We start from the raw sequence: 13,055 nt of genomic DNA, 5'->3' as shown, positions 1-13,055 counted from the left end.
GATGCGCCTTTCATGCGTCGATTTCTTCGGACATGGCATCGCTGCCCGGCATGTCGCCCAGCCGGTTGGGAATGTTCAGGCCGAAATGCAGGTAGGCGTGGCGAGTCACGACCCGGCCACGCGGAGTACGCATGATGTAGCCCTGCTGAATGAGGTAAGGCTCGAGGACGTCCTCGATGGTGTGGCGCTCTTCGCTGATCGCTGCGGCAAGACTGTCGACGCCCACCGGGCCACCGTCGAACTTCTCGATCATGGTCAGCAGCAGCCGGCGATCCTGGTGGTCGAAGCCGCGCTCGTCGACGTCGAGCATGTTCAGCGCCAGGTCGGCGATGGGCTTGGTGATGTGCCCTTTGCCACGCACCTGGGCGAAGTCGCGCACGCGACGTAGCAGGCGATTGGCGATTCGCGGCGTGCCGCGGGCACGGCGGGCGATCTCGAAGGCACCTTCGTCCTCGATCTCCAGGTTGAGGATATTGCCCGAGCGACTGACGATGGTTGCCAGGTCCGCGGTGCTGTAGAACTCCAGGCGCTGGACGATACCGAAGCGGTCGCGCAGCGGATTGGTCAGCATGCCCGCCCTGGTCGTGGCCCCGACCAGGGTGAACGGTGGCAGATCGAGCTTGATGGAACGTGCCGCGGGACCCTCGCCAATCATGATGTCGAGCTGGAAATCCTCCATGGCCGGATACAGGACTTCCTCGACGATGGGCGACAGCCGATGGATCTCGTCGATGAACAGCACATCGTGGGGTTCCAGGTTGGTGAGCAAGGCAGCCAGATCGCCCGGCCGTTCCAGTACCGGCCCCGACGTGCTCTTGATCGACACGCCCATTTCCTGGGCAATGATATTGGCCAGGGTTGTCTTGCCCAATCCGGGCGGGCCGAAGATCAAGGTGTGATCCAGGGATTCACTGCGCCCGCGCGCGGCCTGGATGAACAGCTCCATCTGCTCGCGCACGGTGGGCTGGCCAATGTAGTCGGCCAGGCTGAGCGGGCGGATGGCCCGGTCCTGTACTTCTTCTCGATCGCGGCCAGTGGCGGCGATCAGGCGGTCGGCTTCGATCACTTAGATCATTCCCTTCAACGAGCGGCGGATCAATTCTTCGCTGCTCAGCCCCTTGGCGTCGATGGCCGCCACGGCGCGGCTGGCTTCCTGGGGCTTGTAGCCCAGCGAGATGAGCGCACTGACGGCATCGGCTTCGGCGCTGTTGACCGGCGCCGGCCCCTGCGGCCCGCTGGGGACCAGCTCGAACATGCTCGGCGTGGTCTGCCAGGCCTTGAAGCGATCCTTGAGTTCGACCAGAAGCCGCTCGGCGGTCTTCTTGCCCACGCCGGGTATCTTCACCAGCGCCGAGGTGTCCTGGGCCTGCACGCAGCGCACCAGTTCATCGACGTCCAACCCCGACATCAGCGCCAGTGCCAGCTTGGGTCCGACGCCGTTGAGACGGATCAGCTCGCGGAACAGCTCGCGCTCGCGCTTTTCATAGAAGCCATAGAGTAACTGAGCGTCTTCGCGCACCACCAGATGGGTGTGCAGGGTCACGCTTTCGCCGACCGGCGGCAGGCGATAGAGCGTGGTCATCGGCACTTCGAGCTCATAGCCCAGCCCGTTGACGTCGAGAATCAGGTGCGGCGGCTGCTTTTCAGCCAAGATACCGCGCAGGCGTCCAATCACGTATGAATCCTTTGTCGGAAGGCGCAGTCACGCCCTGTTCATGCGGGCCAGTTCAAGGGCCATCATTACAGGACTGAGGTGAGCTGCAAGCAAAAAAGTTTGAAACGATGTAAGCCGCTACAGGCGCAAGCGCCCACCACGACTGCGGGCGGCGCTCAGGCCGTGGGGCATGAGGCTGGACCGGGTGTGCGCGTGGGTAAGAGCAATGGCCAGGGCGTCCGAGGCATCGATCTGGGGTTTCTGGGTCAGCTTGAGCAGGTGCATGACCATCATCTGCACCTGTTCCTTGTTGGCCGCGCCGGTGCCGACGATGGCCTGCTTGACCTGGGTGGCACTGTACTCGGCGATCTCCAGCCCCTCCTCCGCCGCCGCGACGATGGCAGCGCCGCGCGCCTGGCCCAGTTTCAGGGCCGAATCGGCGTTGCGCGCCATGAACACTCGCTCGATGCCCATGGTCACCGGACCGTAGGTCTGGATAACCTCACGCACCCCACGAAAAACGATCTGCAAACGATCATGCAGCAGTCCGCCGCCGGTACGAATACAACCCGAAGCCACGTATTCGCAACCGCGGCCGGTTTCACGCACGACCCCAAACCCGGTGATGCGCGAGCCTGGGTCGATTCCAAGAATTAATGTCATAAAGCCTGCAGTAGTGAGAAACACGGCTGACGCCATCTACCCGTGAAGAGGCCGACACTGGTAAAGCATGGCTTCGATGAAACACGCTGGCCGATCAGCCAAGCTGCTCCATCACGGCGTCGGATATTTCGGCATTGGAATAGACGTTCTGCACATCATCGAGGTCCTCGAGCATGTCGATCAGCTTCAGTACCTTCTCGGCACCTTCCGCATCGAGTTCGGCACTGGTCGTAGGCGCCATGACGATCTCCGCCTCATCGGCATTGAAACCGGCTGCCTGCAATGCATTGCCCACCGAGTAGAAACTGGCGAACGAGGTGAACACGTCCATCGAGCCGTCGCCATGGGTGACGATGTCGTCGGCATCGGCCTCCATGGCCGCCTCCATCAATGCATCCTCATCGACGCCCGGGGCGAAGGACAACTGACCCTTGCGCTCGAACAGATACGCGACCGAACCATCGGTACCCAGATTGCCGCCGCATTTGCTGAACGCATGGCGCACGGCGGCAGCGGTCCGGTTGCGGTTGTCGGTCATGCATTCGACCAGCACGGCGACGCCACCAGGCCCGTAGCCCTCGTAGCTCAGCTCGACCACGTCGTCGCTGCCGGCCGCCCCGGTGCCCCGCGCAATCGCGCGATCAATGATGTCACGGCTCATGTTGGCGCTCAGCGCCTTGTCCAGAGCCAGCCGCAGGCGCGGATTGGACCCCGGCTCACCACCGCCCTGCCGGGCTGCCACGGTCAGCTCACGAATCCACTTGGTGAAGATCTTGCCCCTCTTGGCATCCTGGCGCTCTTTGCGGTGCTTGATGTTCGCCCACTTGGAATGACCAGCCATAACGCAACTCCGATTTCTGTGTGTTACCCAAACGACCCCTGCCCCCGGCAAGGTTTTTCCGTCGCCCAACGCAAGGGCGCATCCGAAGATGCGCCCTGTCAGCAGTTACTCGGCCTTGGGCTGTTCGCGCAGGCGAATGTGCAATTCGCGCAGCGCCTTGGCATCGACCACGCCAGGGGCCTGGGTCATGACGTCGGCGGCGCTCTGGGTTTTCGGGAAGGCGATGACTTCACGAATCGACTGCGCACCGGTCATCAGCATGACCAGGCGGTCCAGGCCGAAGGCCAGGCCACCATGGGGTGGTGCACCGTATTTCAGCGCGTCGAGCAGGAAGCCGAACTTCTCTTCCTGTTCCGCCGCTTCGATACCGAGCAGGCGGAACACGGCCTGCTGCATGTCCTTGCGGTGGATACGGATCGAACCGCCACCCAGCTCGGTGCCGTTGAGCACCATGTCATAGGCGCGCGACAGCGCAGTGGCCGGATTGGCTTCCAGCTCGGCCGGCGTGCACTTGGGTGCGGTGAACGGATGGTGCAGCGCGCTGAAGCTGCCGTCGTCGTTCTCTTCGAACATCGGGAAGTCGACGACCCACATCGGTGCCCATTCGCAGGTCAGCAGGTCGAGATCGTTGCCCAGCTTGATGCGCAGTGCACCCAATGCCTCGCTGACGATCTTGGCCTTGTCGGCGCCGAAGAACACGATGTCGCCATCGACCGCGCCAACGCGATCGAGGATCACATTGAGGTTGGCTTCCGGGATGTTCTTGACGATCGGCGACTGCAGGCCCTCGACGCCCTTGGCGCGCTCGTTGACCTTGATGTAGGCCAGGCCCTTGGCGCCGTAGATGCCGACGAACTTGGTGTAGTCGTCGATCTGCTTGCGCGGCATGCTCGCCCCGCCTGGAACGCGCAGTGCGGCAACGCGGCACTTGGCATCGTTGGCCGGGCCACTGAAGACCTTGAACTCGACGTCCTTGAGCTGATCGGCGACGTCGACCAGTTCCATCGGGTTGCGCAGGTCGGGCTTGTCCGAGCCGTAGCGGCGCATGGCTTCTTCGAAGGTCATGTGTGGGAAATCGCCGAACTCGACGTCCAGCACTTCCTTGAACAGCTTGCGCACCATGGTTTCGGTGATGCCGATGATTTCACTCTCGTCGAGGAAACTTGTCTCGATGTCGATCTGAGTGAACTCGGGCTGGCGATCGGCACGCAGGTCTTCATCGCGGAAGCACTTGGCGATCTGGTAGTAACGGTCGAAACCGGCCACCATCAGCAACTGCTTGAACAGCTGAGGCGACTGCGGCAGGGCGAAGAAGCTGCCGGGGTGGGTACGGCTGGGCACCAGGTAGTCGCGGGCGCCTTCAGGCGTGGCACGGGTCAGGATCGGCGTTTCGACGTCGAGGAAGCCGTTTTCGTCGAGGTAGCGGCGAATGCTGGTGGTGATGCGCGAGCGCAGGCGCAGTTTCTCGGCCATCTCGGGACGGCGCAGGTCGATGAAGCGGTAGCGCAGGCGCGTTTCCTCGCCCACGTCGGAGTATTCGTTGAGCGGAAACGGCGGGGTCTCTGCTTCGTTCAGCACTTCGAGCTCGTAGCCCAGCACTTCGATGGCGCCAGACGCCATGTTCGGATTGACTGCGCCGGCGGGCCGCGCACGGACCTTGCCGGTGACCTTGACCACGTACTCGCTGCGCACGCGATCGGCGGCGGCGAAGCTGTCGGCGCGATCGGGGTCGAAGACCACCTGGGCCATGCCTTCACGATCCCGAATGTCGAGGAAGATCACCCCGCCATGGTCGCGACGGCGATGGACCCAGCCGCACAGGGTGATTTCCTGACCTTCCAGGGTCTCGTTCAGTTGGCCGCAATAGTGGCTGCGCATCATAGTAGTGGTTTCACTTCTCGTAATTCATGATTCGATGACGGCGTGTAGCTGACACGCGGCACCCTGGACATCGTGCTGGAGCGGGCGGGACAACTCACTCGGCCTTGTCGCCGCCTGCCAGATTCTTCTTGTTGCCGGTCTTGAAATCGGTCTCGTACCAGCCGGTGCCGCTGAGGCGGAAGCCCGGCATGGAAAGCACCTTTTTCAGTTGCGGCGCCTGGCAGGCAGGGCAATCGGTCAAAGGCTCGGCGCTGATCTTCTGAATGACTTCCATCTGATGACCGCAGGAAGCACATTGATAGTCGTACATCGGCATGGGTAGTGTCTCGGCAACCAAATGACCGCAGCGCAAGCAGCGCCAGGGCGAAACGCGGGATTATATCCGGTTAATCGACGCCGCGCAGCCGTCCAAGGTAACAGACGACGTTCGATCACGCCCCATCAGGTAGGTGACGCAGACTACCCGTACCAATCCACTGAAATTCTTGACGCCGCCATGGCGTAGGTGGACCTCGCGGTCGACGTAGGAAAGCAGCGCGTTCACCGTGCATTCATTGACCAGGGCAATGCGTTCCAGAATTTCCCAATAGACCCGCTCCAGGCGCAGGCAGGTGGCGAAACCGTTCAGGCGGACCGAGCGCGAGACGGGCCTGGCCAGGCCCATGTCGAAATTTTCCGAATAGGGATCGATGACAAGCTTGCTCGATCGGTCGAGCTGGCGTGCGCGGGTGACGACGAGGTTCCGTTCCATGGATCAGTGCTTCCTAGATGATCGCCCCTCCAACCCTGGAGGTATGCTGACGGATCTATGGAAGCGTATCGGCGAACGATGGCGACAGAGGAATAGGGAAGTGCATACGTGCGAAGCGCGGCGTCGTTGGGTAGGAGCGAACCGTTCCAGCAACGCGTGCAGTGGGCGGCGAAAGGCTGGATCGACACGGCGGACGTCGCGCTGGCGAAGGCGCCGCCGTATCGCCAGGGATCAACCTTCGAGCAGCGAACGCAACATCCAGGCAGTCTTCTCGTGCACCTGCATGCGCTGGGTCAAGAGGTCGGCGGTCGGCTCGTCACTGACCTTGTCCAGCAGCGGAAAGATGCCGCGGGCCGTACGGGTGACGGCTTCCTGACCTTCGACCAGCTGCTTGATCATGTCCTGGGCCGAGGGTACCCCTTCCTCTTCCTTGATCGAAGACAGACGGGCATACACCGAATAGGCGCCGGGCGCGGGAAAGCCGAGGGCGCGGATGCGCTCGGCAATGGAATCCACGGCCAGCGCCAGTTCGGTGTACTGCTCTTCGAACATCAGGTGCAGGGTACGGAAAGCCGGGCCGGTGACGTTCCAGTGGAAGTTGTGCGTCTTGAGGTACAGGACGTAGGTGTCGGAAAGCAGACGGGACAGGCCGTCCACGATCGATTTGCGATCTTCTTCGCTGATGCCGATATCGATTGCCATGTAATGTCCTTGATGACGATGAATGTATACCACCACGAGTGGACGCCCACTTTACCAAGACCCTTCGGCCCACGCAGCCCTTGCCTGGAGCAAGTTGCGCAGGCTATCCGCTCGACGGCGTCGAGCGGCGCTCTGGCCGATTTGAGAAGGGTCGGGCTTTGCTGTTAAATAGGCCGCGTGAGCCGGGGCAATTAATCAAGCCGTGGCGCATAGGCTGATCCCTGCAGATGCTCGGCAATTATTGTCACCCCAACGCTGTGCTTGTTGCGGTATCAGCTCTTCCTGATGCCTGATCTTAGAGTGAGCCAATCAAATGTTGAAAATCGTCCACCTCCTGACGGGCGCAGCGGCCGTGCTGCTGTCGTTCATACCAAGCCTGCGGGCCGATGTAGCGCCTTACCTGCAACAACCCGACGCAATCTACCTGGCGCTGTTCGGTCTGCTCAACCTGCTTCTGGCTCCAGTGATACCGCGCTGGAACAAAGGCCCACGTCATCTGTTGCAAAACCTGGTCAGTGTGCTGCTGGTTGCCTCGGTGATCACCCAGACCCTGACACTGCTGGTGCCGCTGCCTGCCATCGGCATTCTGCCAGGCCTGCTGTGCGCACTGCTCGCATGCCTGGCGCACCTGTCGATCAGTTTCTACCGCGCGTCACCCGCACCCAGCGCCGTGCAGTACGACATGACCAACCGCGATACCGGCACCGTCAAGTGGTTCAACACGTCGAAGGGCTTCGGCTTCATTTCGCGTGATTCGGGCGACGACATCTTTGTGCATTTTCGTGCCATTCGTGGCGAAGGCCATCGCGTGCTGGTCGAAGGTCAACGGGTCGAGTTCTCGGTCATGAACCGCGACAAAGGACTGCAGGCCGAAGACGTGATTGCGGCATCGCCGCGTCGCTGACTCCAATGCGGCAATAAAAAAACGCGGGCATTGCCCGCGTTTTTCATTGCCGCAAAAAAGATTTCAGTAATGCGGCGGTGGCGCCTCCTGCGTAGCCGTTTCGAACTGACCGACCATTTCCTCCTGACGCTTGAGCAGCGCGGCGAGCTGCATCTGCAGGCGCTCGATCGCGCGCTGCTGCAGGATGAGTTCGTCGCTGAGCGAAGACAGGGTGTCATCCTGAAACGCCAGACGTGTTTCCAGCTCCATCACGCGATCTTCCAGGCTCATGCCCTGCCCTCCGTAAATTCGAAATCGGTGCCCAGCGCGCCTGCCAGCCTCTGGCGAACCGTCGCCAGTTGCTCGACGGTGTAGGGCATCGCGGGCAGCTTGCCCCACACAGGGGCAGGCCAGGCAGCGTCCGTGCGATAGCGAACGATCACGTGCATATGCAGTTGGCTCACGACATTGCCCAATGTGGCGACATTGATCTTGTCGGCGCAATATTCCTGGTGAAGCAACTTCGCCAATGCATTGGTTTCGTTCCACAGCACTGCGCGGTCGGCGTCGTCGAGCTCAAACACCTCGGAAATATTCGGCCGCCGCGGCACCAGAATGAACCAGGGATACCTGGCGTCATTACTGAGCAGCAGGCGACAAAGTGCGAAATCACCGATGACATGAGTGTCTTCGGCGAGTCGGGGATCCAGGCTGAACACGGGCGTTCTCCACAGAAAGGAATGGGTGACCGAAGCATGGCCACGAATCATCGAGCGGCAAGGATAGCGTGCCTGATCGGTTTTTTTCCGGGTGAGCCACTATTTACTCGATATGCCGGAAGGCGGCGCACCTGGGGCCGCGCCCGAGGCGAGGCACGGTTTTGGTGCCGCCCGCCCCAGGATCGCCCGCAGCACCAAGCCGTGGACAACACCTTTTCACCGTACTTCACGCGCTTTGTGCAATACCGCGTGTAACTGCCTGACAAGCGGTACTTCTTTACGCAGGCGCGGCGTTGCCAATTCCTGCCGCTGGGCTAGCCTTGCCATTCAGGACGTCACCTTTCGCACCAAAAAGGTCCACCAGGGAAGGTCTCGGTGCATCAAGACCTCGTAATCTACCCACTCGTGTCACCCAGCGGTAACGTTTGCACCGCGAAACAGGATTCACTCGCATGCAGAGGATCGTTACCGGGGAAAGCAGGAATGGCTCGATGAGCCGGTTTTACGTGGGCTTGGCCGAACCACTGGAAGAAAAGTGAAAAATATGTGAACTGGTGGCACGTTTGTGCACGCTTGTTGCATTCATCACCGCACGGTCACCGGGGACGTGGGAAGACGAAACCGGAACAAACGGAAACAGTGAATCAATGAAGCGACGCCAGTGCATGAACGCAACCCAAGTGTGGTTGTAAGCGTGGACATGCAACAGCGGACTTGAAGTATCGCCAACATGACCGGCGTGGTATACGTTCCGCGCCGTCATAAAAAGAAAGAACTGCCTCAGATAAAAAAACAGGTGAGGCAGTGGTTACTCTTCTTAAAAACCAAAGGAGCAAATCACGATGCGCGTGATGAAGTGGAGCATGATCGCACTGGCTGTAACAGCCGGCACCTCGCAGTTGGCTTTGGCCTCAGCCCAGGACGAGTCCAAGGGTTTTGTGGAAGACAGCACCTTGAACCTCAAGCTGCGCGCCCTGTACATGAACCGTGACTACAAGCACGGCGCAGGCAACCCTACCGCTGGCAGCGACAAGGGCTATCGTGAAGACACTGGCCTTGGCGCCCAGATGTTCTACGAGTCGGGCTTCACCCAGGGCACCATCGGTGCCGGTGTGGATGCAATGGGCTTCGGTTCGGTGCGCCTGGACGGCGGTACCGGTCGCCGCAGCAACGGCCTGTTCGCAGCCGACGACGAAGGCAACCTCGAGCACAGCCAGACCAAGGGCGGCGCAGCCGTCAAGTTCCGCTTCTCCAATACCGTACTCAAATACGGCCAGCAGATCGTTGCCAGCCCGGTCTTCGCGACCGACGACGGCCGTCTGTTGCCTGAAGTCGCCACCGGCACTTCGATCACCAGCAACGAAATCGACAACCTGACCCTGAACATCGGTCGCTTCACCTCGATGAGCGCGCAGACCGGCATGGGTCACGACTCGCTGGGCCTGAAGTCCGCCGACATCGCCGGCGCCACCTACGCCTTCACCAAGAACTTCACCGGTACGGTCGCTGCGTCCGACGTGGAAGATTACTGGAAGCGTCAGTACGTCAACCTGAACTACACCCTGCCGATCGACGACCTGCAGTCGCTTAACTTCGACTTCAACGCCTATCGCACCAAGAGCCAGGGCGAAGATCTGGGCGGCGACGTCGACAACAAGATCTGGAGCACCGCGGTTGCCTATAGCCTGGGCGCGCACAAGTTCACCCTGGGTTACCAGCGCAGTTCCGGCGACACCGGCTACGCCTACGGCGTGGACGGCGGCGGCACCGTGTTCCTGAACAACTCCGTTCAGTACTCCGACTTCGTCGGCGCCGAAGAGAAATCGTGGCAGGTTCGCTACGACATCAACATGGCAACCTACGGCGTACCCGGCCTGAGCTTCATGACTCGCTACATCACTGGCGACAACATCGAAGCCAGCAACGGCGAAGAAGGCAAAGAGCACGAGTGGGACTTCGAAACCAAGTACGTGGTTCAGCAAGGTCCGATCAAGGACATGTCCTTCCGCCTGCGTAGCGCCATCTACCGCGCCAACAACGCCTACGATGCCGACTACGGTCCGTCGAACAACGACTTGCGTTTCATTGTCGAGTACCCTCTGAGCATCATGTAACCGCCCAGCAGGTCGCTTCACCTCGAAAAGCCCGGCTCTGCCGGGCTTTTCTGCGTCTGGACGGCAGCGCCCGGCAAAGCCCGGCCCTACGCCTGTACGTCGCCCAATCACCGCCGTACAATGCCAGACCTCGATAAAATTTCGCGAAGACAACGGTCAACCATGCGCACCAGTCAATATCTGCTCGCCACACAGAAAGAAACCCCTTCCGATGCGGTCGTGATCAGCCATCAGCTGATGCTGCGTGCCGGCATGATCCGCAAGCTCGCTTCGGGCCTGTACACATGGCTGCCGATGGGGCTTCGAGTGATGCGCAAGGTTGAGCGGATCGTGCGCGAGGAAATGGACGCCGCCGGCGCTCTCGAAGTGCTGATGCCCGGCATCCAGCCGGCCGAACTGTGGCAGGAGTCGGGGCGCTGGGAGCAGTACGGTCCCGAGTTGCTGCGCCTCAAAGACCGCCACGACCGTGACTTCTGCGCCGGCCCCACCCACGAAGAAGTCATCACCGACCTGATGCGCAACGAGCTCAACAGCTACAAACAGTTGCCCATCAATCTCTACCAGATCCAGACCAAGTTTCGTGACGAGATCCGTCCGCGCTTCGGCCTGATGCGCGGTCGCGAGTTCATCATGAAGGACGCCTATTCCTTCCATGCCGACCAGCCATCGCTGCAGGCCACCTATGACCGCATGCACCTGGCCTACAGCAACATCTTCACCCGTCTGGGCCTGAAGTTCCGCGCGGTCGAAGCCGACAACGGCTCCATCGGCGGCGCCGGCTCCCACGAATTCCATGTGCTGGCAGAGTCGGGTGAAGACGACATCGTCTTCAGCGATACTTCCGATTACGCCGCCAACATCGAGAAGGCCGAGGCGATTCCGCGCGAAACCGAGCGTGGCGCCGCACTCGAGGCCCTGCGCCTGGTCGACACACCCAACGCCAAGACCATCGCCCAGCTGGTGGAAAACTTCGGCCTGCCGATCGAAAAAACCGTGAAGACGCTGGTGGTCCACGCCGCCGAAGAAGGCAAACTGATTGCCTTGATCATCCGTGGCGACCACGAGCTGAACGAGATCAAGGCCGCCAACCAACCGCTGGTTGCCAATCCGCTGGTCATGGCCAGCGAGGCCGAACTTCGTGATGCCATAGGCGCGGGCGCAGGTTCCCTGGGCCCGATGAACCTGCCCCTGACCTGCATCATCGATCGCTCGGTGGCGTTCATGAGCGACTTCGCCGTGGGCGCCAACATCGACGACAAGCATTACTTCGGCGTCAACTGGGAGCGTGATCTGCCGCTGCCCGAGATTGCCGATCTGCGCAACGTGGTCGACGGCGACACCAGCCCGGATGGCCAGGGCACGCTGACCATCAAGCGCGGCATCGAGGTAGGTCACATCTTCCAGCTGGGCACCAAGTACAGCGAAGCCATGAAGTGCCAGGTACTGGGTGAGAACGGCAAGCCGGTGACCTTGGCCATGGGCTGCTACGGCATCGGTGTGTCGCGCGTGGTGGCTGCTGCCATCGAGCAGAACAACGACGCTGGCGGCATCATCTGGAGCGATACCCTGGCGCCCTTCCAGGTCGCTCTGGTGCCGCTGCGCTATGAAACCCAGCAAGTGCGCGAAGCCACCGACCGGCTGTACGCGGAACTGACCGAAGCGGGCTTCGAAGTGCTGCTGGACGACCGCGACAAGAAAACCAGCCCCGGGATCAAGTTCGCCGACATGGAGCTGATCGGCATTCCCCATCGGATCGTCATCAGCGACCGTGGCCTGGCCGAAGGCAACCTGGAATACAAGAGCCGTACCGAGGACGCCGCACAGGCCTTGCCTGTCGACGATGTCCTGTCTTTCATCCAGGCTCGCGTGCGCCGCTGACAGACTCGAGAAACCATGTTCAAGCGAACTACCATGGCCTTTGGTGGTGCTGCCCTGTGCAGCACCCTGCTGGTCAGTGGCTGCGCCAACCAGATGTCGCAGCGCAACGAACACGAAGAGCGCATCGAGCGCAAGCTGCTCGAGCACAGCGTGCAGATCGACCTGGGCAAGCCCGAGGTGCTGCAGACGCCGCAACGTCGCGTGCGCATTCGTGAACTCAAGGATTTCGAGGTCACGGCGTTCGAGACCACACGTCACTACGACCGCTACACACCCTATCAACCCTGGCGTGAAGTCTACGAGATTCCACTAGGGGCAGTGGCCGTGGTAGCCGGCGTCGGCGCCAACGTGGTGAACGTGGCGACCTTTGGTAGCCTGCCCGACAGCGTGACCAAGGACTGGGTCAGCTATGGTTTCGCCGGACTCAATCCGTTCATGAACGTGCAATCCAACGGCCGTGCCGAGCAGAACCTTGCCGGTATCGACGAGGTGCAGACCGACAGGCGCGTGGAGCACGACAGCACGCCATGGAGCGAACGCCCGGTACAAGTGGGCACCGGCCGCAAGACCTATGACCTGGAAACCGACGCCAACGGTGTGTTGCGCATCAACCTGCTCGACAACCCGTTTGCGGAACAGGATCTGACCCATGTCACACGCCTGCAATTGAGTGTAGTGGACGAGGAAAGCCAGACCCGGGCGAGCGCCCTGCTGCCGGTGAGCCCGGACCTGCGCGGCAAACTGGCTGAAGCGCACACGCTGATCTTCGATGACCTGGAAGGTGACGAGGTCGGTCAGTGGGTGTATCGGGTCAAGCGCCTTGCCGAGCTGGGCCTGGAAGATGAAGCCAGCGAGTTGGAACAGAGCCTGATCGAGCTGACCCGCAACGACCCCGAATTGCAGCAGGACTTTCTCAAGTCGCTGCGCAGGGATACCGGCCGACTGGTCGCCGATCCCGGGACCTGAGCC

14 protein-coding genes are annotated in these 13,055 nt (G+C 61.2%); 4 read left to right on the top strand and 10 right to left on the bottom strand.

Annotated features, from left to right (window positions below; all coding sequences use genetic code 11):
* Nucleotides 1–10: 10 nt before the first annotated feature.
* From ruvB to IFT98_RS00255, 8 genes are all read right to left on the bottom strand, one after another.
* Nucleotides 11–1,066 carry a Holliday junction branch migration DNA helicase RuvB gene (gene ruvB, locus IFT98_RS00290; RefSeq protein ID WP_122479313.1) on the bottom strand — a complete coding sequence of 352 codons (1,056 nt, stop codon included), beginning with the start codon at nt 1,064–1,066 and terminating at the stop codon, nt 11–13.
* Nucleotides 1,067–1,675, bottom strand: a complete 609-nt coding sequence (gene ruvA, locus IFT98_RS00285; protein WP_192049879.1) for a Holliday junction branch migration protein RuvA — start codon at nt 1,673–1,675, stop codon at nt 1,067–1,069.
* Nucleotides 1,676–1,792: 117 nt separating this feature from the next.
* Nucleotides 1,793–2,317 (bottom strand): crossover junction endodeoxyribonuclease RuvC, encoded by a 525-nt coding sequence (gene ruvC, locus IFT98_RS00280; RefSeq protein ID WP_122479315.1) that lies wholly within the window; start codon nt 2,315–2,317, stop codon nt 1,793–1,795.
* Between the two features lie 94 nt (nt 2,318–2,411).
* A complete protein-coding gene (locus tag IFT98_RS00275; protein ID WP_122479316.1) occupies nt 2,412–3,158 on the bottom strand; it encodes a YebC/PmpR family DNA-binding transcriptional regulator in 747 nt (248 codons plus the stop codon).
* A gap of 105 nt (nt 3,159–3,263) precedes the next feature.
* Entirely contained in the window at nt 3,264–5,039 is a 1,776-nt protein-coding gene (gene aspS, locus IFT98_RS00270) for an aspartate--tRNA ligase (protein ID WP_192049881.1), read from the bottom strand.
* A 94-nt stretch (nt 5,040–5,133) separates the two neighbouring features.
* Nucleotides 5,134–5,355 (bottom strand): FmdB family zinc ribbon protein, encoded by a 222-nt coding sequence (locus IFT98_RS00265; RefSeq protein ID WP_122479318.1) that lies wholly within the window; start codon nt 5,353–5,355, stop codon nt 5,134–5,136.
* 60 nt (nt 5,356–5,415) lie between these two features.
* Nucleotides 5,416–5,790 (bottom strand): ribbon-helix-helix domain-containing protein, encoded by a 375-nt coding sequence (locus IFT98_RS00260; protein ID WP_192049883.1) that lies wholly within the window; start codon nt 5,788–5,790, stop codon nt 5,416–5,418.
* A gap of 231 nt (nt 5,791–6,021) precedes the next feature.
* Nucleotides 6,022–6,492 carry a Dps family protein gene (locus tag IFT98_RS00255; RefSeq protein ID WP_090356750.1) on the bottom strand — a complete coding sequence of 157 codons (471 nt, stop codon included), beginning with the start codon at nt 6,490–6,492 and terminating at the stop codon, nt 6,022–6,024.
* Between the two features lie 313 nt (nt 6,493–6,805).
* Here IFT98_RS00255 and IFT98_RS21055 point away from each other — a divergent pair, with 313 nt between their 5' ends.
* Nucleotides 6,806–7,396: a cold-shock protein gene (locus tag IFT98_RS21055; RefSeq protein ID WP_049861522.1), complete on the top strand. Its 591-nt coding sequence runs from the start codon at nt 6,806–6,808 to the stop codon at nt 7,394–7,396.
* Between the two features lie 63 nt (nt 7,397–7,459).
* On the opposite strand, the gene IFT98_RS00245 is transcribed toward IFT98_RS21055, so the two are convergent.
* Nucleotides 7,460–7,666 carry a SlyX family protein gene (locus IFT98_RS00245; RefSeq protein ID WP_049861523.1) on the bottom strand — a complete coding sequence of 69 codons (207 nt, stop codon included), beginning with the start codon at nt 7,664–7,666 and terminating at the stop codon, nt 7,460–7,462.
* Nucleotides 7,663–8,094, bottom strand: coding sequence for an HIT domain-containing protein (locus IFT98_RS00240; protein WP_192049884.1), 432 nt, complete (start codon nt 8,092–8,094; stop codon nt 7,663–7,665). The genes IFT98_RS00245 and IFT98_RS00240 overlap by 4 nt, the downstream gene beginning before the upstream one ends.
* Nucleotides 8,095–8,936: 842 nt before the next feature.
* Here IFT98_RS00240 and IFT98_RS00235 point away from each other — a divergent pair.
* The 3 genes from IFT98_RS00235 (at nt 8,937) to IFT98_RS00225 (ending at nt 13,052) form a co-directional block, all read left to right on the top strand.
* The gene (locus IFT98_RS00235; RefSeq protein ID WP_122479320.1) at nt 8,937–10,208 is read left to right on the top strand and encodes an OprD family porin; all 1,272 of its coding nucleotides are present in this window, start codon (nt 8,937–8,939) and stop codon (nt 10,206–10,208) included.
* A 162-nt stretch (nt 10,209–10,370) separates the two neighbouring features.
* On the top strand, nt 10,371–12,086 hold the full coding sequence (locus IFT98_RS00230) for a proline--tRNA ligase (protein ID WP_192049886.1): 1,716 nt from the start codon (nt 10,371–10,373) through the stop codon (nt 12,084–12,086).
* Between the two features lie 15 nt (nt 12,087–12,101).
* Nucleotides 12,102–13,052 carry a hypothetical protein gene (locus tag IFT98_RS00225; RefSeq protein ID WP_192049888.1) on the top strand — a complete coding sequence of 317 codons (951 nt, stop codon included), beginning with the start codon at nt 12,102–12,104 and terminating at the stop codon, nt 13,050–13,052.
* The last annotated feature ends 3 nt before the right edge of the window (nt 13,053–13,055 follow it).

This window comes from Pseudomonas sp. CFBP 8770 (assembly GCF_014841705.1).
Taxonomy (GTDB): Bacteria; Pseudomonadota; Gammaproteobacteria; order Pseudomonadales; family Pseudomonadaceae; genus Aquipseudomonas.
Note: the sequence above shows the minus strand (reverse complement) of the source record. Positions and strands in the feature narration are given on the sequence as shown.

Bases quoted from the DNA above. Each gene is read 5' to 3' on its own strand.
- IFT98_RS00235 (WP_122479320.1), top strand. From the start codon at position 8,937: ATGCGCGTGATGAAGTGGAGCATGATCGCACTGGCTGTAACAGCCGGC.
- IFT98_RS00265 (WP_122479318.1), bottom strand. From the start codon at position 5,355: ATGCCGATGTACGACTATCAATGTGCTTCCTGCGGTCATCAGATGGAA.
- IFT98_RS00245 (WP_049861523.1), bottom strand. From the start codon at position 7,666: ATGAGCCTGGAAGATCGCGTGATGGAGCTGGAAACACGTCTGGCGTTT.
- IFT98_RS00225 (WP_192049888.1), top strand. From the start codon at position 12,102: ATGTTCAAGCGAACTACCATGGCCTTTGGTGGTGCTGCCCTGTGCAGC.
- ruvC (WP_122479315.1), bottom strand. From the start codon at position 2,317: ATGACATTAATTCTTGGAATCGACCCAGGCTCGCGCATCACCGGGTTT.
- aspS (WP_192049881.1), bottom strand. From the start codon at position 5,039: ATGATGCGCAGCCACTATTGCGGCCAACTGAACGAGACCCTGGAAGGT.
- IFT98_RS00255 (WP_090356750.1), bottom strand. From the start codon at position 6,492: ATGGCAATCGATATCGGCATCAGCGAAGAAGATCGCAAATCGATCGTG.
- IFT98_RS00275 (WP_122479316.1), bottom strand. From the start codon at position 3,158: ATGGCTGGTCATTCCAAGTGGGCGAACATCAAGCACCGCAAAGAGCGC.
- IFT98_RS21055 (WP_049861522.1), top strand. From the start codon at position 6,806: ATGTTGAAAATCGTCCACCTCCTGACGGGCGCAGCGGCCGTGCTGCTG.
- IFT98_RS00260 (WP_192049883.1), bottom strand. From the start codon at position 5,790: ATGGAACGGAACCTCGTCGTCACCCGCGCACGCCAGCTCGACCGATCG.
- IFT98_RS00230 (WP_192049886.1), top strand. From the start codon at position 10,371: ATGCGCACCAGTCAATATCTGCTCGCCACACAGAAAGAAACCCCTTCC.